A 22821-nucleotide genomic window follows, 5' to 3' on the forward strand; every position below is an offset into this window, starting at 1 on the left:
TAATATTGTGTTATGGTAAATTGCGCAATAAAGTACTCTTAATAAATACTTCAGCTATTACAAAAACTACAGCCAGAATAGCAAATAGCAAAAACTCCTCAGAGCGCTTGGTGTATTCTTTTACTTCAATTTTTGTTTTCTCCATTTTATCAATCTCGGCATAGATGCTTTTTAGTCCATTTTTTGTAGTGGCTCTAAAATACTGACCGCCTGTAATGTTGGCAATCTCCGACATCATATTTTCGTCAATCTGAGTTTCTTGCTCAATGTATTGCGTTCCGTATGGTGTTTGCACCGGAAATTTAGCCATCCCTTTTGATCCTACACCAATAGTATAAACTCTGATGCCAAATGTTTTAGCAATTTCGGCAGCTGTTAAAGGGGCAACTTCTCCCATGTTGTTTTCTCCATCGGTAAGTAATATAATTACCTTCGATTTTGCATCACTATCTTTTATGCGACTAACAGCAGTAGCCAAACCCGATCCAATGGCAGTACCATCTTTAGGTAGCATACCCGTTCGCATATCCCTAATTAAATTTACTAGTGTTGCTTTATCAGTAGTCAGTGGACACTGGGTAAAGCTTTCACCGGCAAATATTACTAGTCCTATTTTATCGTTTTCGCGTGCCGATACAAACTGAACAGCAACATCTTTTGATGCTTCCATACGGTTTGGTTTAAAATCTAGTGCCTCCATACTACCCGAAATATCCATTGTAATTACAATATCAATTCCTTCAGTAGTTACATTTTGAGTGCTGTTGCTCGATTGTGGTCTTGCCAAAACAAATACAATCATAACAATGGCAAACGAACGCAAAACTATTGGCAAATGACGCAGATAAACTCGTAAAGTAGTGGGTGCTTTTGAAAATCCTTTCAGCGTTGATATTTGCAATGAAGCTTGTGCTTTATTGTGTTTTAGCACATACCAAGTTATCATTGGTATGAGTACCAATAGCAAATAAAAAAACTGAGGATGTAAAAAAGTTATATTGTTCATATTGATAATCTATCAAAATAAATACTAAATGCTTATTCTTCTGTTTTAACAGGAATAGTTTCGTCAGCTTCAGTTTCTTCCTTTTCAGAAGTTTCTACAACTGCACGTTTTGTTTTATCCACAAAGGCGTAAGCATTTTTAATACTTCTATTATTTTCTTCGGGAAGAGGATTGAACTTCGCAAATTTAACCAAGTCAGCAAGTTTAAGTACTTGGTCAATCTCAGCCATAGAACCCTTATCAATTTCGCCTACCGACTTTAATGTGTCTAATATTTCATCAGAGGTTTGCTCCATTGCGGTAACATTAAAGCGATGCTCAAGATAAGTTCTTAACGTATCTGTAATATCTGTGTAATATTCTTTCTCTCTATTTTTCTCCCAAAGTTTTGATTCCTGAATTCTATCTAACTCTCGCATTGCAATAATGTGCGCAGGCTCAAGAGGAACAACCTTTTCTGCGGGTTTCTCCTTTTTAGATATTAGGTGCCCGTACTTAGAGTATAGGAATATTAACAAGCCAATTAGCAATATACCTATACCAGTATATGTAAGAATATCTTCAATCTCACTTAGCTTAAAGGGTGTATTGATTGGATCTTTTATGCCAGTGATTCCATCTTCAGGGTTGACTACCGGAAAAGGATTGACAACCATTAAGCTTAAGGAATTGGATTTTGCAATTTCTTTAGATTCGGCTCCGATTAATTCTAACTCAATAGGAGGGATGTAATGTAGACCACTATCGAATGAGGTAATTCTAAATAACTGAGAAAGTACAATTCTATCATTAGCTTTTGTGGTATCTACCTGTCCTCGTTCAACTATTTCAATATTTGAGGTTATGGTATCAGCGGCAAATGCTGGCCAAGAAATTGTGGCATCAATGGGCTGGCTCACTTCAAGCTTTAAATCTATCTGTCCACCAATAAAAATTAATGTTGAATCGAGTGTAGCAGAAGCTTTAACTCCCTGCGCAAAGCTATTGTGTGCAAATAAGCTTAAAGCAAATAAGCATATAAAAGCAAAGTGGTGCTTTAAGCGCTGTATGTTTTTGTGTGTTGGTTTTAAACTTTTAGGCATTACATACGTGTTTTAAATAAATACATTAAGGCCTTCACATAATCTTCGTCGGTACGAATAGAAGTAGCATCAACGCCTGATTTACTGAATAGGTCTTTGGTGTATTCATCATTTTCATTCCACCATTTTTTATACGAGTCGCGTACCTTTTTACTAGATGTATCAATCCATGAATATTCTCCAGACTCTGCATCTTTAAGTTTTACCAATCCAATAGATGGCATTTCGGTTTCTCTTTCGTCGTATATTTTTAGGGCCACTAAATCGTGCTTTTGATTGGCTATTTTAAGTGGCTGTTCAAATCCTTCATCTAAGAAATCGGAAATAACAAAGGTGGTACAACGCTTTTTAATGGCATTGGTTAAGTAACGAAGTGCCATGCCAATATCAGTGGTTTTGTTATCCGGCTCAAAAGAAATAAGTTCTCTAATAATGTGTAAAATATGCTTTCGTCCTTTTTGAGGAGAAATAAACTTTTCAATTTTATCAGAGAAGAAGATTACGCCAATCTTATCATTATTCTGAATGGCAGAAAACGATAGTACAGCTGCAATTTCTGTAATTATATTCTTTTTAAAAGCGAATGAAGAACCAAAATCGCGCGAGCCTGAAACATCAATCATTAACATTACAGTTAACTCACGTTCTTCTTCAAAAACCTTAATAAAAGGGGAGTTAAAACGAGCGGTAACATTCCAATCGATGCTTCTTACATCATCGCCATATTGGTATTCGCGCACCTCGCTAAAAGTCATACCCCTGCCTTTAAAAGCTGAATGGTATTCTCCTGCAAAGATGTTTGAAGAAAGCCCCCTAGTTTTAATTTCTATTTTACGTACCCGCTTTAATAATTCAGTAGTATCCATATTCAATAAGTTTCATTTTTCAAGATTATAGTTTCAGAATAGCACCAAGTTTAATGGTGCTTTCATCGACTTGAAGAAACTTTAATAATTAGCAGCCTTCTCTTTTTGTTAAGAGAAAGCTGATTACATATTAATAAGCTAATTGCCAAAGACTAATTCTGCCAGATGCAGTTTAGTTTTGACTATGGTACCTCAACAGTATTTAAAATGTCGTTGATAATTTCTACTGATGTTACGTTGTTTGCCTCTGCTTCGTATGATAAACCAATACGGTGACGTAATACATCGATACAAACGGCTCTAACATCCTCTGGAATTACGTAACCTCTGCGCTTGATAAATGCATAAGCCTTAGCAGCCATTGACAGACTGATACTAGCACGAGGAGAACATCCTGTAGAAATCATATCTTTATATTTTTCTAAACCTTTGTAATCATCCGGGAAACGAGTGGCAAATACAATATCTACAATGTATTTTTCAATCTTCTCATCCATGTATACATCTTTAACTACAGTACGTGCTCTGATAATATCATCAGGCTTAAGAATAGTTGATGCTTTTGGGAATGATTGCGCTAAGTTATGGCGGATAATCATTTGCTCCTCTTGTTTCTGAGGATAGTCAATTACAAGCTTTAGCATAAAACGATCGACCTGTGCTTCAGGAAGCGGGTAGGTGCCTTCTTGCTCAATCGGGTTTTGCGTTGCCATTACTAAGAATGGTTTGTCTAATTTGTAAGTGGTGTCGCCAATTGTAACCTGACGCTCTTGCATGGCCTCAAGTAAAGCACTTTGTACTTTTGCAGGAGCACGGTTAATCTCATCGGCTAATACGAAGTTTGTGAAGATAGGTCCCTTTTTAATTACAAACTCCTCCTTTTTTTGGCTATAAATCATGGTACCCAATAAATCGGCTGGTAATAAATCAGGAGTAAATTGGATACGACTAAAATCAGCATCAACAATTGTAGCCAGTGTGTTAATGGCTAAAGTTTTTGCCAAACCAGGTAAACCTTCAAGTAGGATATGACCATCACTTAGAAGCCCTACTAATAATCCTTCGATAAGGTGTTTTTGACCTACGATTACTTTGTTCATTTCAATGGTTAGTAAATCCACAAACGAACTTTCATTTTTTATTCTCTCGTTTAATTCTCTTATATCAACTGATTGCTCCATGAGACGATTGATTTATATGTATTTTTTATAATTTCTATTTAAGGTTTCCAAAAATAGTCCTTTACATTTCTTGATTGGGTTAGTGATTGTTAAAAAAAGTTAATAGCGTGTGCGAATATCCCGTAGTTCGTCTATTTTAACACTTCGTTAACTTTTTGTTTTAACTTTTTTAAGGAATGCGAGGAGGTGCAAAATAAGCCTATTTTTAAGCGTGGTATTGATTTAGATACAGGCTTGATTGCTTAATCAAATTACCGTAAGATTTGTATTAATTAATCATACTATTGAACCATTTATTATTTTCGTAGTTTCAATGAAAAGTAGCTATACTTGCACTTATTAAAAATGGGATATAAAAACTTTAAATATGTTAGAAGATAATGATTTTGCATGCCGACACATGCTAAAGAAAAAAAAGGACGTAGTAAAAATTATTCAGGATAATAACTTTACTACAATGGATGAAATACAAGATGAAACAAATATTGCTACAATATGCGGTAGTTGTTTTGCTGATATAGAGGAAATATTAGAGGAAGAACTTGAAAAAAGAGAAAAAAAATAGAAAGAAAAAGGGGCTTAGTTACTATAAACTAAACCCCTTTTTTTATTTTGTTCGGTGTAACAGTGAGCTATCTCCATAGCTTAGAAAGCGGAAATCATTGCTTAAAGCATAATCATAAATCTTCTTCCAGTTATCACCTCCAGTAAAGGCTGATATTAGCAATAATAATGTACTAGTTGGTTGGTGGAAATTTGTAATTAAACGATCTACAATTTTGAACTGATAGCCAGGAGCAATCATAATACCTGTATGGCTCTCAATTCTTACTCTCTCATTAGTTTCAAGATGTTCTTTTAGTTTGTTTAGCGCATCCGAAAAACTATAATGCTGGGGTAATTCATAGGCATCCCATTGTTTAATGTAAAACTCATTACTACCCTCTAAAAGTTTAACCCCTAACCAATACAAACTTTCTAAGGTTCTAACTGTAGTTGTGCCAGTACTTGTAATATTACCTTCGTGATTCAGTAGGTTGTTAATAGTATCAAGCTCTACAAAAAAATGCTCAATGTGCATTTCATGGTCGGCAACATTATCTGTTTTAACAGGTTTAAAAGTCCCTGCACCAACATGCAAAGTAACGTACGATAAATCAATTTCTTTATCACTGAGCTTTTCTAATATTTCAGGCGTAAAATGTAGGCCAGCAGTGGGTGCAGCCACAGAACCTTTGTGGTTTGAATACACGGTTTGATAACGTGTGCTATCAATTTCTTCTGATTCTCTATTTAGGTATGGAGGAATCGGAATTTTACCAATGGCTTCAATTAAATCGCTAAATAAAATGTTTTTATCCCAGTTAAACTGGATGGTTTGAGAATCAAAACCAGCTGATATTCTATTTATTTGTAAGGTAACATCTTCACCATTAATTTCAATCTTCTTTTCAAGTGGGCCTGTTTTCCATTTTTTAGAATTACCCACAATGCATTTCCAAGTACAAGTGTCTGTAGTTTGAAAAATAAGATTGATATCAACGGGCTCAATAGGCTCTAAACAAAACACTTCAATGTTAGCGCCCGTAACTTTCTGAAAAGGTAAACGTGCCTGTATTACTTTAGTGTTATTAAAAGTAAGCAGACTGTTATTGGGTAGTTCGTTTACAATATCAGAAAATTTTAATTCTTGGATGTTACCATCGTTAAATACCAAAAGTTTTGAATCGGATCTGTTATCTAAAGGATATTTAGCAATTCGTTCGTCGGGCAAATTATAGGTGTATTCTGCTATTGAAATATCTGGTCTACTCATTTATCTTTTATTAATACAGGAATATCTGCTGTAAATCGGATGCAAAAATAATTAACTTTGGCAGAATAATACGATTTGTAATTATCTAAAATGAGTGAAATGCAAATCAGTTTGTTCAGATAAATAAAGTTGAAAAAGATATGAAATTAAATATAGGAGATAAAGTCCGCTTTTTAAACGAAGTGGGCGGAGGTAAAGTAAGCCGCATTGAAGGTAAGGATATGGTTTACGTTTTGGATGATGATGGTTTTGAAGTGCCTGCTTTAATGACTGAGGTAGTATTAGTGGAGCGTAAATCAGCAGATACTTCTAGTGCAAACTCAAAGCAAGAGGTTGCAGAACAAGATTCTTTTGATTACGAGGAATCGGAAACCGACGATGAACCAAAAATGTTATTGGCATTAGTTCAGGATGTAAATATTGGAGGCAATGTTAACATGTATTATATAAATGATAGCAATTACTTTGCCTTTTACACCATCTCAAAAATTAATAAAGATGTAATGTCGCCATTATATAATGGTACTCTAGAACCAAATACCAAAGTTATCTTAGATACCTTAGCCATTAATTATATTGATGATAGCAGTTTTCAGGTTCAAGTAATTTTTTATAAAAAAGATAAAGATTACACACCGATAGAACCTATTATTGAAAAAGTTAGTTTTTCAGGTGCTAAGTTGATGAAAGATGCATCGTATGTTGAAAATGATTATTTAAATGATAAAGCCGTTTTAGTGCACTTGTTAAAAGATAGTTTCTCAAAAAAACTTGAGGAATTAACCGATAAGGATATTAAAAAGGCGATGAAAGAAAAAGCACCTGCTGCTCCTAAAAAATCAAATGTAAAGCGAAGAGATGATAAAGAAATTTTAGAGGTTGATTTGCACATTCACGAGTTGCTTGATATTACCACTGGTCTATCAAACAGAGATATGCTAGATGTGCAGCTGAAAAAGTTTCATGAGGTAATGGCAGCCAACGAGAAGAATAAAAAACGAAAAATTGTTTTTATACACGGGGTTGGTAACGGAACCTTGAAAACTGAAATACGTAAATCGCTTGACCGCAAATACAAGTGGCACGATTACCAAGATGCTTCTTTCCAGGAGTACGGATGGGGCGCTACTATGGTAATTATATAATTGGCTGAGAATTTAAAATAGAAACCTTGTAGTAGTAAAATATTACAAGGTTTTTGTTTTACCAGTATTTGTAATTTAGTGGTTTATAGTTAATAGTCGTCTTGTAAGCTATTTAAAAGTTATATCGAGAACCAATACCTAAATTTAATCATAAAAACATTGCCTGGGTTTGTTAGAAAGAAATCAGCAAAGGAATGGCCAAGATTTGAAATGAAATTGTTTGCACTTATTTATAAATTTCTCAATAGCAATATTCTAATATTTTGACCTTTTGTCTATAAAATCAAATATCAATACGATTAACAGAATGATAACTGCCGAACTAATGTCCAAACTGCAGTTTAGTAGAGTTAGTTTTCGATATGTAATATGTCGCTCGTAGTTTGTAAAATAGCTTGTTGTAAAGTGTAGTTATTTTGTTAAGTTTGCGCTAAAGTAGTCTTCTGTGCATATTAAGGTCAGCAAAATGTAAGCATTAAGTCTAAAACATAAAGCATTAAAGTTGTCTCGTAATATGAAGAAACCTGTTAATTGAAAAAGGCAGGTAGGTTCGACAAAGGAATATTTATATAGTCTAATATTTTTTACAATAAAGTAGTATAAAAACTTAATCTCAATCTTATGATTATGAAAAAAAATCTCATGTTTATTTTGACACTATGTGTCATGTTTTTTTCCTGTGAGAAGGAAGGTGATGTTCAGTGTACCGACAGCCACATTATAAGTGTGGCGCCGCCTGTTGTAGTATTCAAACAAGAAGAAGCTAGTAAAAGTATTTATTTATCGACACAAAGCCACAATAGTACTAAATATAAAATAACGGATCTGCCCGATTGGTTAAGTACTCCAACTGAGGATGGTACTATTGATAATGAAATTGTTGAAATTGAACTTCTTATAGACCGAGATAATATAGAAGCAGGAATGTATCATGATAGTATTTTTATTATCAATGATAAGGCTGGCTTAGCGAAAGCAAATATCATTATGTATGTGGATGCAATTCCTCAATTAGATGCTCCTACAGATATTATCAAATTAAATATTTCTAACCCAAAAGAACTTGTAGAACTTACAAATACAGGTAATTGTGATGTTTATTATGTGATAGAATCAAACGCAGGTTGGTTGCAAGCGAGAGCGTTAAGTAGTGAGAGTTACTATGGTAACTTTATAAGTATGGGTGATACTGTAGATATAGAAATTACTTCAGATGTTTCGGGATTAGCTGCAGGGATTTACAGTGATACAGTAAAGATAAATTATGCAGAAGATATAATAAATATACCTGTAAATATTGAAGTTTCATCATCATCATATATTATTGTTGATCAGAATGAGATAAATTTTGACTCTTATGTAGTAAGTAACGTAATTACAGTTCTAAATCAAGGAAATATTGATGCTAATGTTCAGCTATCTTATGATGAAGATATTCTTATAATTGAAGATAGTGAACCTGCCATTAAGGTAAATGAAGAAGTTTCTTTAAATATTAGATTGAATACCGAGAGTTTAGATGAAAGTCAACTGATTGAAACTGAAATTGTAATTTCTACCGATGATCAGACATTTACGATTCCTGTTACGATAGATTATAAAGCAGAACTAAAAACATATTTAAACCTAAATGTTATAGATGCGGACTTTAATAATACAACCAACTTATTGGTTATTGCTTCATCAACACCTTCGGCCTTAACGATAATTGATGTTACTACTGAGCAAAAAAGTACGTTTGACTTAGTTTATACTCCTACCTGTCTTTCAATTTCAACAGATGGGACTAAGTGTGCTGTTGGGCATGATGCTTCAGTTTCATATATTGATTTAGTTGATAAGAAAGTAATAAGCAATCATAACATTGCAATGACATGTAAGGATATTATTATGAAAAACAATGAATGGGCTTACGTTTCCAATTTAGAGAATGATTGGGATTATTATACTGTAGCAAGTATAAACATGGCCTCAGGTGGTATTTCAGGCAGTCAGAATCCTTACTATAGATTTATGCTCGCATCTTATCCTGGCAAAGATTATATTTACACGGTAACAAATGGAGTAAGTCCTGCTAGTACTCATAAATATGTTATCAATGGTGATGTTGCCGAATACGCCTATAAAACTAGTTACCATGGAGACTATTCAATGGGAACAGACTTGTGGATTACAAATAATGGACAGCGTATTGTAACAAGCTATGGAAATACATTCACCATTAGTGAAGATCAAGGAAGTGATATGAAATATGCAGGAAAAGTAATCGATTCTGGTCAATTTGGAACATCAACAACAATTTTAAGTGCCTGGGATATACCGTCGAATGATCAATTTGTTATAATTAGTGCGCAAAACAGTTGGGGAGAAATCTACGGGAGTCAAATTGAAATTATTAATGCTACTAATTTAAATTACGAGAAAACCATCAATTTAGAGAACTACTATACTTCAAATAATGGTAGTGTTAATATCTCTAATGCAATCCCCGTATTCATATTTTATTCAGATACAGAAGAGAAATTATATGCAATTACAAAAGCTTATGAGTCTACATTACTAAATAGCTGGGCATTGCAATCAGTTGATCATAATTAAGATACATCTGTTCAAAAGTATACCAAATTAGAGAAGCCCTATTCGTTATGAATGGGGCTTTTGGTATTAAAGAAATACTTAATTAAATGTAAAGTATCGCTTTTGCAAGCACAGCTTGCATAATTGTTTTGCACATGTAGAGTATGCTATAATCTATGAGTATGGATACGTCGCTACTGTGGTAATTATACAATCCTTATCATATATACTCATTAACGATATTTTTCAGGTCGTTAGCCAGAATTGGTTTATTAATAAATTGTTTGGCTCCAAGAATGAAACAGGATTCACGTATGGTGGTACTTTCGTCACCAGAAAGCATCACAACAGGGGTTTCTATCCACTCAGCTTTCATTTCCTTTAATATATCTAATCCGTCAATTTCAGGAATGTGAACATCCATTAATATTAAATGCGGATGATGCTTAATAATTATATCCCATGCCTCTCTGCCATTTTCTGCTTCAAGTACTTCTATATTAAATTTCGATAAAACTTTACTCATTGCTACTCTTGAATCCATAGCATCTTCAACAATTAATACCTTTTTCATAAGTCGATTTCTTAAAAGTTAATCTATAAGGTAGGTTAAAGATTTTTGCTAGCTTATCATCTATCTATATGTTAATATATAGGCTTATCTCCATGTTTAAATTAGTCTTTATAAATTAAAAGCCTTTATTTTTTACATAAGATGGTCTATTTTATTGGTGAGTAAGTATTTCTATGGTTCTATAATGGTTAGAATTGCCTAAAAATGTATGGTTTAGGGCTTAGGTAGAAGTGGAAATATATAACTAATATTCTCTAATTCTTTATTGATTTTATCATTGATGCTGCATCAGAATGGGGGTGTTTAAGCACTTATTATAGTATGATTTTGCAAATCTAATAGTCCGAATTTATCTCATAGAGATGGATCATGATTCCATATTCAGAAATTATTTAGCTAAGCGTATCCTAAAAACAATTATAATTTTATTTAAGGGTGTTTTTTTGGTAGTCATGTTTGGTGTATTTTATTAATATTATTTCGATATGTTCTAAATAAAGGGGGTTCTACTTTCAAAAAGTAATAAAATTTGCACGTTAACTGTAAAAATTATAAGTTTGTCGCCGAGAAATGAAAATTACCACCTATTAATTGAATTTTATGAAGCGAATACTTCTTATGGCAACAATGTTGCTTGGATTTTTTATGACTGGAATGGCCAATGATGGCTCGCAAGTTGATACCGGCGCTACAGCTTGGATGATCACATCAACCGCATTGGTATTACTAATGATTCCGGGATTAGCCATGTTCTATGGCGGTTTAGTTAGATCAAAAAACGTATTAGGAACAATGATGCACAGTTTCGCAGCTATGGGCGTTATGAGTGTACTTTGGGTGATCTTTGGTTACTCAATGAGTTTTGGAGAAAGTGTACTAGGAGGCTGGTGTGGCTGGAATAGTGATTTTGTGTTTTTAAAAGGTATTGACACTACAGTAACCGACGGTGTACCTGATTTAGTTTTCTCTATGTTTCAAGGTAAGTTTGCCATTATAACTCCGGCTTTAATTGCAGGTGCTTTTGCTGAGCGCGTTCAATTTAAAGGCTATTTAGTATTTATAGCAATATGGGGTATTTTAGTATATAATCCACTATGTCACTGGGTTTGGGCCGAAGATGGTTTCTTACACCATTGGGGTGCTGCAGGAGCTATTGACTTTGCAGGAGGTACTGTTGTACATATTTCTGCAGGTATTAGTGGTTTGGTTGCGGCTATTTATTTAGGAGCACGTAGAGGGTATCCTCAGCGTCAGCTACGTCCGAATAACTTAGTAATGACAATGATGGGAGTTGGTTTACTTTGGGTAGGCTGGTTTGGTTTTAATGCCGGAAGTAGTGTTTCTAGTGGTATTGAAACAGCACAAGCTTTAACTGCAACACAAGTTGCTGGTGCAGCCGGAGCGTTAATGTGGGTGATTGTTGAGTTATTACACCACGGAAAAGCAACTGCATTAGGTTTTGCATCAGGTGTATTAGCTGGTTTAGTAGCCGTTACCCCTGCGGCTGGTGTTGTACAAACTACCGGAGCAATGGCCTTAGGTGCTATTTCTACGATAGTTTGTTACGGTGCACTTATAGTAAAAGATAAATTAGGATATGATGATTCATTAGATGCTTTTGGTATTCACGGTATGGGTGGTATTTTAGGAGCAGTTGTTTTATCATTCTTCATTAGAGATTCGTGGATGGCCGATGCAGCTGCTGCTTCAGTTACTGGTGAGTGGTCTGTTTGGGATCAGTTCGGAGTACAAGCAATTACTGTTGTTATTGCCATTGCATATTCAGTTGTATTAACAATTGCAATTATTTGGTTCGTTGAAAAGGTATTTGGTTTGAAATCGACCGAAGAAGAGGAAATGATGGGATTAGATCATTCTTATCACGGAGAACGTGGTTATGGTATGATGAATCCAAATTAATTTTACATTAGTAGAAACCTTTAGCAACATTTCAAATTATTAGTATTATGAAATTAATTACAGCAATAATAAGAGAGTATCAGTTAGACCAAGTTAGAGAATCTTTAATAGCGGCTGGTATTACTAGAATTACGGTTACGCGTGTATCAGGACATGGTAACCAAATTAGAAAAGAAGTATATAGAGGTAAAGAAGTAGTGCCTAACTTAACGCCTAAAATGCGTGTTGAGGTTGCAGTAAACGAAGAGTACCTTGAAACAACAATAGATGCAATTATTAAGGCAGCTAAATCGCACAACGGTCACGAAGGTGAAGTAGGAGACGGAAAGATATTTGTAACACCCCTTGAGCAATGTATCCGTATCCGTACTGAAGAGCGAGGTAGCTCTGCAATATAGGACTTGTGTGAGTAAACAAGTTAATACCAAAGATTTTTAATCTAGACTCAAAAGCCATATACCTTTGCATTGCAGGGTGTGTGGCTTTTATCTTTTTAACCCGCAATATGCAATAGGCTATCTATTACAAGCTGAAACTACTTCAAAACAAGATGCTTGGCTTACTTTCTTCAACTCACCATAACGATGTTATGTCTCATTTCATAAAGTTATTGGTTTATTGCATTTTAAGCTTTTATATACAATATCCCAATGCATAATGCGGATTTAAGCAGGTAAGGCTTAATCACATTTATTATTTTGCTGTGGGCAAACCAATAATTCAGAAGTATCAATGTTGTTAATTAACTTTTGCACTTTTGGGTGATCAAAACCACATACGCGATGACCGTCGATAACCACTAGAGGTCGGCGAATTAATAATGGTTCTTTCAGCATTGCCTCTATTGCACTTTCTTCATCAAAATCACTTGGGCTTATGCTTCCGTTTTTTATACTTGGAGCTGTGCTATTAAACCATTTATTAATCGGTAAGTTGCCAAAAAAAGGACGCAAGCTTTCTTTTGTCCATTGCTCTGTAAGTAAAGATTTGGCTTCAACTTCCACATTGTGCTCAGCCAATAGCGCTTTTTGTTTTGTGTTATTAATACATCCTGGCTTTTCAAAAAATATAACTTTCATAGTAAATAAGAATTAGTAGAAATTAATTCCACAACCAATATAATGCCACCTCTTATTACTATATGGCTTGCAATTTGTGTATGCTAATAATGCTCTAGTTATGTTCTTGTTATCATATGTGAAGCAACCAGGGACTGTAATTATTAAGCTACATTTTTGTAAACTTTAAAAGGCCAAAGTTACAATAATGTGTTGCATCATATTCTCAAGAATTTTCTGAACCATAGTCCGCTGTATTTTATTGTTCTTTCCTGAGTTTCAAAATTGTTATGTACCAAACCAAACCTTGGCTCAAAACCTTCTCTCCATTCAAAGTTATCTATCAAGGTCCATATAAAGTAGCCAGTAATATTAATACCTTTCTTTTTGCATTTTAAAATTTCTTTGAGCATCCTTCTGTGGTATCGTAGTCTTTTTATATCGTATATTTTTCCGTTTGTTAAATGGTCGTCGTAACAAACACCACTTTCTGTAATAATTATATTTTTTATTCCGTCGTATTGATTGTAAAACTGTAATACTTTAGAAAGGCCCTGAGGGTATACCTCTAATCCCATTGTGTTTAAATTGCGAGTGCGTTTTTTAGGTTCGATTTCACTGGCGAATAAAACAGGTGGAAATAGACTAAATTTAGTAACCACTCTGAAATAATATTGAATTCCAATAAAGTCAAAATCGAATTTTAATCTTTCAAGGTCACCATCTTTAAAACAGCGATTGATCATATTTAACCCGGGCATTACATCAGTAGGGTATCCTAACCCCAGAGTAGGTTCTAGGTAAAATCGATTCAACATAGCCTCAACGCGTTGAGCCGATTTTTCATTAAGTCTGCTTTTATTTATTGGCTTAACATACGAGCACGAGAAAGCTGTACCTATTGTTGCATTTTTTACGTTTTTTCTTATTATTCGTGCACCATCGGCATTGCAAAGTGCAGTGTGGTGCGCTGCTTTTAAAAAGTTAGAGATGCCTGTTTTTGCTGGTGCATGGTAGCCCATAAAATAGCCAAGGCCAGTGAAACTCATGGGCTCATTAAGTACAATCCAATGCTTAACTTTTTCGCCGTACTCATTACTACAGAAGTTCGCATATTCGCTAAACCAATTAATAATTGATCGAGTAGTCCATCCTCCAAGTTCTTCTAATTTCTTGGGTAAATCCCAATGGTATAATGTAATCCATGGCTCCAGATTATTCTCAATGCAGCAATCAATCACCTTATGGTAAAACTTTACACCTTCAGGGTTTATTTCGCCTTTACCATCAGGAAATATCCTTGTCCATGAGAGTGAAAAACGAAAAGTATTAAGATTTAGCGACCTAGCTATCCTGATGTCTTTTTCGTAGTCTTTATAAAAATTACTAGCATTATTTATTGCATCGTTATTTTTAATGTTCTTCGCGTCACTTGTAAAAGCATCCCAAATAGATTGGCCTTTATTATCCGAGTTAGCCCAACCCTCGTTTTGGAATGCGCATATGGTAGTGCCCCATTTAAAATTAGATCCAAACTTTTCTTTATTCAACATTAATTGCCTATTCAATAATTTGCCCAATTATACATGAGTAGTATAAACTGAGTATTATATTAAAGTTACAGAATAGAAAAATAATTGTAGGTTTCGCTGTTTTGTTTAAATTCGCAAGTAAAATATACCTAAAACGATTACTGATGAGATTACTGCTATTTATCGCAATTATTGCGATTCCTTTTGTAAACCAAGCACAAACAAACGTATACGGAACAACTAGTATTGAATTGATATTTTCAAGTGCGGATGTAAATATGGATATTGGGGGAGAAGATATTGATGTTCGAAGCCCAATGCGTTTTACAGCGTGGTTTCATTACGCACAATATTTAAATTTTGATTTCACCAATAATATTGGCCTGTATACAGGAGGAGCAATTAGAAATGTTGGTTTTATAACCAATGATGCCGATTATGATATTGAAAAACGAGTACATCGTTCATATAGTTTAGGTGTACCTTTGGCAATTAAATTAGGGGTTTTTGATAAGCGATTTTTTATTTATGGCGGTGCAGAATATGAGTGGATGTTTCACTATAAAGAGAAATATTGGGAAGCCGGCCAAAAATATAAAACCTCAGAGTGGTTTAGTGATAAAGTAAATACTTTTGTGCCTTCGGTTTTTGTTGGTATACAGTTACCAAAGGGGGCAAATTTACAGTTTAAATATTATTTAGAAGACTTTTTAAATAGCGACTATAATAGAGGTTCTGTTGATTTTAGCAATTATAATAAAACCAGAATGTTTTATGTATCCCTAGGATTTCAGCTAAGAACCATTCATTTTAAAAAGGTATTTGAAGAGGATATTTATAGAGGACAAGTTCAGGCAATGCGATAGGTATTGTTATTCAAAAACCTCAAGCCAAGCTCCAAACATTGCATTGTCAGCAGGAGGAGTTAGAGCTTTAAAGCCTGAAGATATTTTTCCGCCACTTATTTTAAGTGGCTTTTTTTTGCTCTCACTTCTAGTAAACTCATTCCATTCACCAGTCTTGAATGAGTCAATTTTCCATTCTCCTTTGCTATTAGGCGCCACATAATTGGGGAGCATAATGTTCACATTCCCCATATTATACCTCCAATTAATATCAAGACAAGGGTGAATCTTTAATTGCTTGTTTTCATCTCTGTAAATAATGCCATCTACGCCTAAGTGCCCTTCGTAATGTTTATTTGGGCTGATGCTCGAAATGGCTTGAATTAAGGCTTCTGATGTTTCTTGAATAACCTCTTCATTAAAGAAGTTGCTGATTTCATTCTCCTTATGAGGCCATTTAATAATGCCTCCTGTAAAGTGACCTTTAGAATCATTGTTAAAATGTGATATGCCTAAAAAATCAATTTCCCCATTTTTATTAAGTTTAAGTTGGTATGAAAAATCCTTAACCTTATTAAGTAAAGGTTCTATACAAACAAAGCCCTGTTGTTTAATTGCTCCAGATACCCACTCTAAATTTAAGGGTCTGTTATTTTGTAAGTCCACAATGTGTATACCCCTTCCACTTGAGCTCCAGGGCATTTTTATTACTGCTTTCTTATTGATAGTAAGCCATTCTTTAATTTCCTCAACTGAATTTAGACTTATTGCTGGTTTCGATATTTTAATAGATGAATTATTAATGTTGTTAAAAATATATTTCTGAACCTTATTGCACGATTCTCGGCTGAAGAAAAGTTTGTTAGTGTTATCCCATTTGTGGTTAGGAGATGTTTTAAACGCATCACTAGCTAATAGTTTTAAGTTTCTTAGTAGGTGATGGCTGGCAGGATTCCAGCTCCATGGTTTCAGATAGTTTATGTCATCAGCCTTAAGAGCTTCTTTAATGCTTAAGTAATTTGTTTTTGGTAGACCAAGCGTTTGCCATTCCTTTAAAAATGAATCGTAGGGTTCTTCATCACATATAATTATATCATGGTCATTTGCAAAATATGTAGGCATAAATGCTAAATCGCGTTCAAAAATTCGAAGCATTTTAGGGGCCATGTAACTATGATTGCCATTTGCAATAGCCATTTCTCCAGTAGGGTTGAATAAATATATGTCTGACATCTATAATTAATCGTAATTAAATGAAGTAGCAAATGTAATAAATATGCTTGATGACTTTCGTTTTTTAAAGGGTATATGAATGTTACTTAAACATAGGTAGGTGGCTTCTTAAATAATTCAGTGTAGTTATTAGTTGGTGTCTTTATGATTTTCGTTGTTCTAGTTCCTTTTCTCATGTAGTTTACTGAAGTACACTAAACACCTTCCATAACACATTAGGGTAGATGATGTAGTATAGTTTAACTGTCCATCAATGCCATTCATCGAAGCATAAAGTGCCCTTACCGAGAATGACAATTTAGATGAATGATATGATATATTTTTGAATTGTAATTAACGAAACACCAACAAATTATTGTTTGGACTCTAAGGATACAAATTAGCGCTAGTAGTATCTAAACAACAGTCTTAAAGCTGTCATTAACCATTGGACGTTATTTTTCGATAATTAATCAATCGTTTTTGGCAGTTAATAAATAAAAGGTGCTGATATACAGCAAGTAACAGGCCTAATTGTTAAATTTATATTAAATCTTAGGAATTATGAAATTACCAAATATACATATAATCACGGAAGACACTATATTTTCATCAATCATTTATCGCTTGTTGTTAAATCGATTTGGAAAGATAAATTTTACGCAGAGTCATAACCTTTTTGAGCTTAAATCAAACTCATCAGGTAAAGTATATGATGCAGTATTGTTAGATAACTTTATTGCTGGTACTTCTCAGTTTGAACTTTTAGCGTATTTGCGCAATAATAAAGAAATTTGTGCACCAATATTATATTTCACTAATAATACTCTTGATGAAAACGGAGCACTTGAAGCAGGAGCTACTAAAGTGATTAATAAGCCTTTTGTTCCAGATGGTTTAGTTGATCAAATACAATTTTTTACTACTTTAGTAAATGAATGAGAAAAAAATGTAAAAATATAAGCTTATTAATACTGTTATTTTGGATTACATTAAACTGTAATGCGCAAGTAAATATTGATTCTTTATTCAATGTTGCTATCAATCATGCAAGAGTTAGTGAATACACAGATGCTATTGCAAAAGCACAACAAACCCTTACTTTAGATTCTTCCAGAGATGATGTTCGACTGTTTATTGCAAATGTATATGCTTGGCAAGGTGAGTTTGATAAATCTAAAAATCAGATTACAAAGGTATATAATAACGATCCTAAAACATCAAATCTATATGATTCGTGGTTAAATGTGTTATTGTGGAATAGCGAATATTCTGAATTGTTGAAAACAATTAAAATAGCAGAGAAAAACGAATATGATAATCAGCATAACCTAACAATGAAAGAAGCTCTGGCTTATAAGGGCTTAAAACAATATTCCGCCGGAATACGTAGTATAATTCAACAACCCAATTTATTAGATTCAGCCGATGTAAGTGATTTATATAACTATCTAATGAATTTAGATAAATCTAATGTTGTTTCGTTTTATTATCGATTAGAGATGTTTGATCAAGAATCGATTGATCCGCAGCATCTAGGTTATGTAGATTATGGATTGAGAAATAGTAAGGATATCTGGATAGTTCGTTTAAATTATGCCAATCGATTTGATTTACAAGATTATCAACCTGAAGTTGATTGGTATCATAACTTCTCCAACGGTAACTATTTTTACGCCAACTACGGTTTTGGTTTCAATAATAACTTATTTTCAAAACATAAATTAGGTTTTGAATACTACATGCCTTTCGGAAGAGGTTATGAGGCGAGTTTAGGTGCGCGATATCTTAATTTTCCGAGTAGTGATGCTATCGTTTTTACTGCCTCCATGGCAAAATATATCTCTAATTGGTGGATTAGCGCAAGACCTTATGTCGCCTTAAAAGATGGAGGTTATAACTTTATGGGTATACTCAATGCACGTATGTACGGACGCAATCCTATAAGTTATTGGGGTACAGAGCTTGGTTATGGCAATTCACCTGACGATTTGTATTTTTATGTAATAGGAAAAAATAATGAATGGCATAATGTTTATAGATTTAGCTTACAGAGAAATACGGCAATTGGAAAAACCAACGAATTAAGGTTGTCGATAGGTTACGGTCATGAAGAGATTAGAAAAAATTATTATCGAGATAGGTTTATTTTTGATATTCTTTTTAAACATAGGTTTTGATTATGCGACAGATATATTCATTACATATACTACATTATATAAAGTGGATTATTCGGGTGGTTCTTTTACTAATTCCTTTTGTGATACTGTACTTATTATTCTTGCCAAGTATTACTATAAACGGAGCGCAATATATTAATCCTTTTATCCATCTTGAATGGTGGACTATTTTAGTAGGCTATTTTATTTTTATATGTGCAGGCGGAGTATTGGGCTTTGTTCTAATGAGTAGTTATATTACCTACAAAAGAGCTAGGGTGGCTAACCTTTTACCTCGATTAACAAGCTTATATGTAAATGTAATTGTAGAATATTTATACGCTGATAAATATAAAACCAAGGCAGAGCGCGATGGATTACGAAAAACAATGAAGCGCTTTGGGAATCAGAAGATGAGGGTAGAGGCCTTTTTTTTGTCTATTGCCAAGGTACAAGAAATGGTTGCTGAAAACCATAGTGAAGAATTTAAGCAATTAATAAAGGAAATTAATATTGAAAAATATATAGATCAATTCTTGTATTCTTATCACTTAAGTGATAGGATTTTGGCAATGCGTTTCATCTCCTATTTAAGGATAAAGGAACAGCGTTATATAGATTGCTTATTTAAATATTCAAAATCTAATAATTTTGCATTAAGAAGCGATGCTTATGCAGCTTTGATACGAATGGTGGAGGGCGACAATAAATTAGCTGAGTTTGTTGGTACATCTCACGATCTTTCTCTCTTAGATATCAATTTTATTGTAAGCGCGGTAATTAAAAATTTTAAGATGAATATTGATTATCACGACTTCTTAGCATCTCCTATTAAGAGGAAAATCATTGTAGGGTTAATCTTATCAAAATATAGATATCGTAAGAGTAGAAAAAGTTTAATCTTAATCTTGAATTTTATAGGCAATGAGGATTATACGATTAATTATTTAGCATGGGATGCGTTTTTGAATCTAGTACCAAAAGATGAAGCTGCTGATATTATTGTAGATCGTTTTTTTCAAGAAAATGACCGAATACAACTAATGATTCTGAAAAGTTCGTACGGTATCTATAATAATAGACTCTACGACTTACTTGAGAAAGCCATTGTTAAAGGGTGTTTACAGGTTAAGTTAGAATCGATGCGAATATTATTTAAAGAAAGATTTGATAGGATTAGTAAATTTTATAAGAGCGAGGACTCTGATATTAAGGTGGTTTTAAGAGAAGTTGCAGATATACACATAGGCGTTTAATTATGGAATGGATCGAATATCTACATAAAGGATTTAATGTTTTTTTCTTCATTTATGGGTCGCTGTTATTCATATCCTATTTGCTCATTGGTGTTATATCCAGTATTGAGTTAAGGTTTTATACTCGCAGAAATAAATATTTTGACTTCACCAAGATAGCTACGTTTAAGGTTTTACCATCAATCTCCATTATTGCCCCTTGTTATAATGAAGAAATGAGTATTGTTGACAATATAAGGAGTCTCCTTTCATTACATTATAATAGTCTTGAAGTTATTGTAGTGAATGATGGTAGTACTGATGATAGTTTGAAATTAGTTATTCAAGAATATCAATTAGTTAAAATAAATTATGCTTATGAACACGTTATAAAAACAGCTAATGTTCGAGGTGTATATAAATCGACAAACCCTAGTTATAGTAATCTAATTGTAGTTGATAAAGAGAATAATGGGAAGGGGGACGCCCTAAATGCCGGAGTTAATATTTCTCGCTCCAATTTATTTTTGGGTATCGATGTTGATTGCATTATAGAACCCGATGCTCTATATCGTATGGTTAAACCCTTTCTTGAGGAGTATGGAATGAAAAAGGTAATAGCCTCAGGCGGGGTTATACGCGTGGCTAATTCTTGTACAGTTGAGAATGGACAACTTACGAAAGTTGTTTTTCCTAAGAATATATGGGCACAATTTCAGATTCTAGAGTATTTTAGAGCGTTTATTTTGAGCAGAATGGCTTGGAGTAGAATTAATGGTTTATTAATTATTTCTGGCGCTTTTGGCTTATTTGATAAGGATTTGGTGCAAAAAGTGGGCGGCTATGATACAAGTACTGTTGGTGAAGATTTAGAATTAGTAATACGTATGCGAAAATATATGCATGAGGTAGAAAAAGTTCCCTATCGAATTGCTTTTATCCCGGATCCGCTTTGTTGGACTGAAGTTCCCGATAGCCTGGGTGTTCTATATCGTCAAAGAAATAGGTGGACCAGAGGGTTGATAGATTCTTTATCAAAACACCGTAAAATGTTTGGTAATCCTAAATATGGCAGAGTAGGTTTAATTGCATTCCCATTTTGGGTAATGTTTGAATGGTTAGGTCCGGTTTTTGAGTTTATTGGTATTACTTACTTTATCATTATGTCTGCTTTGGGACGTATTAATTTAAAGTTTGTGTTATTATATACGATTTTCGTTCTCGCATTTTCTGTCCTTTATTCTGCATTTTCTGTATTTTCTGAGAAATATCTATATGATAGATATAAGGGTGTAAGTTTTATGTTTAAAATATTTCTAATATCAATACTAGAAATCTTAATATATCATCCACTAAATGTAATTTTTGCTTTAGCAGGGAATTTCGACTTTTTTATTAGAGGAAAAAGAAAGGGTTGGGGTAAAATGAGTCGTAAAGGATTTAAAAGCGATACTTGAAGATGGAATTACAACAAAATAATATTAGCGGAAGAGTAGAGATGATTCTAGACCTATTATGTGCCCAAGACCGTAAGTTTAAGGATGTAATAAGTACTAGTAATTCAATGTCTGAAGAGTTTGTTGATGTAGAATTTCTTTTAGATGTACTCACAGAGTATGTTAGTGTTTTTGAATTCGAAGAAAATGTTATGCACGAAGTTGCTTATACAAATGAGGATTTACATAAAGAGCATCATCAATATTTTCATCAAAAGTTAAAACAATTTCAACAAGAGTATAGAATGCGTAATACCACCATCATTCCTCGAATAATTATTTTCATGAAAAAATGGTTGGTGTCGCATATTGTGATTGAGCATGATGAGCTATTAAAAGAGGTACGTGCATTTAATTTTGATAAAAATTGAACTAGTTCGTAGATTATTAAAATTGACTTTATGATTCTAAGGCTTCTGTTGTTTTATGTTTCATGTATGCTTTTTACCGAAGCTAAAAGTCAGTGCTATATAGCTGAGGATGGTTTGATAAGATTCAGCAATTTTTTGTGGGTTGAGAAGGTGACTAGTATAAAGGTTGGGCCTGGACCTAATTATTTTGGTTTGCACAAGAAAAATGTTTTTGTAGATCGATTAGGAAACCTTCACCTAAGTTTAAAAAAGAAACAAACACATTGGTCGTGTGCAGAAGTGATTACAGATTCTATATTGAAAGAAGGGGTTTACGAGGTTAGTTTCTACAGTAATAATACTATACCGAATAATGTTGTGTTTGGCTTATTTTTATATGATACGGAAAATCCACCATCCTATAATGAAATTGATTTTGAGTTATCTAAATGGAATGTACCTGAGGGGTTAAATGCTCAGCATGTAGTACACTCTAATAAAGACTTTATTGTTAATAGATTCGATTTGCCCAAGGTGCAAGATGAAACGAAGCACATTTTTAAGGTGTACTCTGATAGTATTTTCATAAGTAGTTATGCTACTAACCCTCTCAATTTGCTTCAGAATAGTGTTTTTAGAAGGCCAAAAGCCTTTAATCTAAAGCAAGCTAAGTTCAGGATGAATCTTTGGTTGATTAAATCTCCTGTTGAAGAACAAGAACCATTTGAGGTAGTTATAACCTCATTTAATTATAGGGCATTTTAGTT

The 22821-nt window shown here is 33.7% G+C and carries 21 protein-coding genes; 12 read left to right on the forward strand and 9 right to left on the reverse strand.

The annotated features are described in order from the left end of the window. Positions 1–10: 10 nt before the first annotated feature. The 4 genes from QMO11_RS02480 to QMO11_RS02495 form a co-directional block, all read right to left on the reverse strand. Positions 11–1006: a vWA domain-containing protein gene (locus tag QMO11_RS02480; protein ID WP_282035883.1), complete on the reverse strand. Its 996-nt coding sequence runs from the start codon at positions 1004–1006 to the stop codon at positions 11–13. Positions 1007–1038: 32 nt separating this feature from the next. Beyond that, a complete protein-coding gene (locus QMO11_RS02485) occupies positions 1039–2088 on the reverse strand; it encodes a hypothetical protein (RefSeq protein WP_282035884.1) in 1050 nt (349 codons plus the stop codon). Next, positions 2088–2954 carry a DUF58 domain-containing protein gene (locus tag QMO11_RS02490; RefSeq protein ID WP_068473468.1) on the reverse strand — a complete coding sequence of 289 codons (867 nt, stop codon included), beginning with the start codon at positions 2952–2954 and terminating at the stop codon, positions 2088–2090. Before QMO11_RS02490 ends, QMO11_RS02485 begins: the two co-directional genes overlap by 1 nt. 182 nt (positions 2955–3136) lie before the next feature. Further along, positions 3137–4135: an AAA family ATPase gene (locus tag QMO11_RS02495; protein ID WP_068473471.1), complete on the reverse strand. Its 999-nt coding sequence runs from the start codon at positions 4133–4135 to the stop codon at positions 3137–3139. A 367-nt stretch (positions 4136–4502) separates the two neighbouring features. Between QMO11_RS02495 and QMO11_RS02500 the strand changes: the two genes are divergently transcribed. After that, positions 4503–4700: a (2Fe-2S)-binding protein gene (locus tag QMO11_RS02500; protein ID WP_282035885.1), complete on the forward strand. Its 198-nt coding sequence runs from the start codon at positions 4503–4505 to the stop codon at positions 4698–4700. Between the two features lie 42 nt (positions 4701–4742). Here QMO11_RS02500 and QMO11_RS02505 read toward each other — a convergent pair whose 3' ends face one another. Continuing rightward, complete coding sequence (locus tag QMO11_RS02505) at positions 4743–5951, reverse strand: S-adenosylmethionine:tRNA ribosyltransferase-isomerase (protein ID WP_282035886.1); 1209 nt, start codon at positions 5949–5951, stop codon at positions 4743–4745. Between the two features lie 140 nt (positions 5952–6091). Here QMO11_RS02505 and QMO11_RS02510 point away from each other — a divergent pair, with 140 nt between their 5' ends. Next, positions 6092–7096, forward strand: a complete 1005-nt coding sequence (locus QMO11_RS02510; protein WP_282035887.1) for a DUF2027 domain-containing protein — start codon at positions 6092–6094, stop codon at positions 7094–7096. Positions 7097–7762: 666 nt separating this feature from the next. After that, the gene (locus tag QMO11_RS02515; protein WP_282035888.1) at positions 7763–9694 is read left to right on the forward strand and encodes a hypothetical protein; all 1932 of its coding nucleotides are present in this window, start codon (positions 7763–7765) and stop codon (positions 9692–9694) included. 199 nt (positions 9695–9893) lie between these two features. Here QMO11_RS02515 and QMO11_RS02520 read toward each other — a convergent pair whose 3' ends face one another. Beyond that, positions 9894–10247, reverse strand: coding sequence for a response regulator (locus tag QMO11_RS02520; RefSeq protein WP_282035889.1), 354 nt, complete (start codon positions 10245–10247; stop codon positions 9894–9896). Positions 10248–10847: 600 nt separating this feature from the next. On the opposite strand from QMO11_RS02520, the gene QMO11_RS02525 reads away from it, so the two are divergent. Next, the gene (locus QMO11_RS02525; RefSeq protein WP_282035890.1) at positions 10848–12167 is read left to right on the forward strand and encodes an ammonium transporter; all 1320 of its coding nucleotides are present in this window, start codon (positions 10848–10850) and stop codon (positions 12165–12167) included. Between the two features lie 47 nt (positions 12168–12214). Continuing rightward, on the forward strand, positions 12215–12565 hold the full coding sequence (locus QMO11_RS02530) for a P-II family nitrogen regulator (RefSeq protein ID WP_068473490.1): 351 nt from the start codon (positions 12215–12217) through the stop codon (positions 12563–12565). A gap of 282 nt (positions 12566–12847) precedes the next feature. On the opposite strand, the gene QMO11_RS02535 is transcribed toward QMO11_RS02530, so the two are convergent. Both QMO11_RS02535 and QMO11_RS02540 read right to left on the reverse strand, forming a co-directional pair. After that, positions 12848–13246 carry an ArsC/Spx/MgsR family protein gene (locus QMO11_RS02535; protein ID WP_282035891.1) on the reverse strand — a complete coding sequence of 133 codons (399 nt, stop codon included), beginning with the start codon at positions 13244–13246 and terminating at the stop codon, positions 12848–12850. Positions 13247–13443: 197 nt separating this feature from the next. Further along, positions 13444–14778 carry a glycoside hydrolase family 1 protein gene (locus tag QMO11_RS02540; protein ID WP_282035892.1) on the reverse strand — a complete coding sequence of 445 codons (1335 nt, stop codon included), beginning with the start codon at positions 14776–14778 and terminating at the stop codon, positions 13444–13446. 143 nt (positions 14779–14921) lie between these two features. Between QMO11_RS02540 and QMO11_RS02545 the strand changes: the two genes are divergently transcribed. After that, positions 14922–15623, forward strand: a complete 702-nt coding sequence (locus QMO11_RS02545) for a hypothetical protein (protein ID WP_282035893.1) — start codon at positions 14922–14924, stop codon at positions 15621–15623. A gap of 6 nt (positions 15624–15629) precedes the next feature. Here the strand turns inward: QMO11_RS02545 and QMO11_RS02550 are convergent, their stop codons facing one another. Continuing rightward, entirely contained in the window at positions 15630–16835 is a 1206-nt protein-coding gene (locus QMO11_RS02550) for a hypothetical protein (protein WP_282035894.1), read from the reverse strand. Positions 16836–17378: 543 nt separating this feature from the next. Here QMO11_RS02550 and QMO11_RS02555 point away from each other — a divergent pair. Genes QMO11_RS02555 through QMO11_RS02580 form a run of 6 tightly spaced genes read left to right on the forward strand, consistent with a single transcriptional unit; the run spans position 17379 to position 22819 of the window. After that, the gene (locus QMO11_RS02555) at positions 17379–17756 is read left to right on the forward strand and encodes a PleD family two-component system response regulator (RefSeq protein ID WP_282035895.1); all 378 of its coding nucleotides are present in this window, start codon (positions 17379–17381) and stop codon (positions 17754–17756) included. Next, the gene (locus QMO11_RS02560) at positions 17753–18994 is read left to right on the forward strand and encodes a YaiO family outer membrane beta-barrel protein (protein ID WP_282035896.1); all 1242 of its coding nucleotides are present in this window, start codon (positions 17753–17755) and stop codon (positions 18992–18994) included. Before QMO11_RS02555 ends, QMO11_RS02560 begins: the two co-directional genes overlap by 4 nt. 2 nt (positions 18995–18996) lie before the next feature. After that, positions 18997–20229 carry a hypothetical protein gene (locus tag QMO11_RS02565; RefSeq protein ID WP_075603176.1) on the forward strand — a complete coding sequence of 411 codons (1233 nt, stop codon included), beginning with the start codon at positions 18997–18999 and terminating at the stop codon, positions 20227–20229. A 2-nt stretch (positions 20230–20231) separates the two neighbouring features. Continuing rightward, the gene (locus tag QMO11_RS02570) at positions 20232–21665 is read left to right on the forward strand and encodes a glycosyltransferase family 2 protein (protein WP_068473513.1); all 1434 of its coding nucleotides are present in this window, start codon (positions 20232–20234) and stop codon (positions 21663–21665) included. A gap of 2 nt (positions 21666–21667) precedes the next feature. After that, a complete protein-coding gene (locus tag QMO11_RS02575; protein ID WP_068473516.1) occupies positions 21668–22075 on the forward strand; it encodes a hemerythrin family protein in 408 nt (135 codons plus the stop codon). A 30-nt stretch (positions 22076–22105) separates the two neighbouring features. After that, positions 22106–22819 carry a LamG domain-containing protein gene (locus tag QMO11_RS02580; protein WP_282035897.1) on the forward strand — a complete coding sequence of 238 codons (714 nt, stop codon included), beginning with the start codon at positions 22106–22108 and terminating at the stop codon, positions 22817–22819. Positions 22820–22821 lie beyond the last annotated feature (2 nt).

The sequence above is a fragment of the Saccharicrinis aurantiacus genome (genome assembly GCF_947489045.1).
Taxonomy (GTDB): Bacteria; Bacteroidota; Bacteroidia; order Bacteroidales; family Marinilabiliaceae; genus Saccharicrinis; species Saccharicrinis aurantiacus.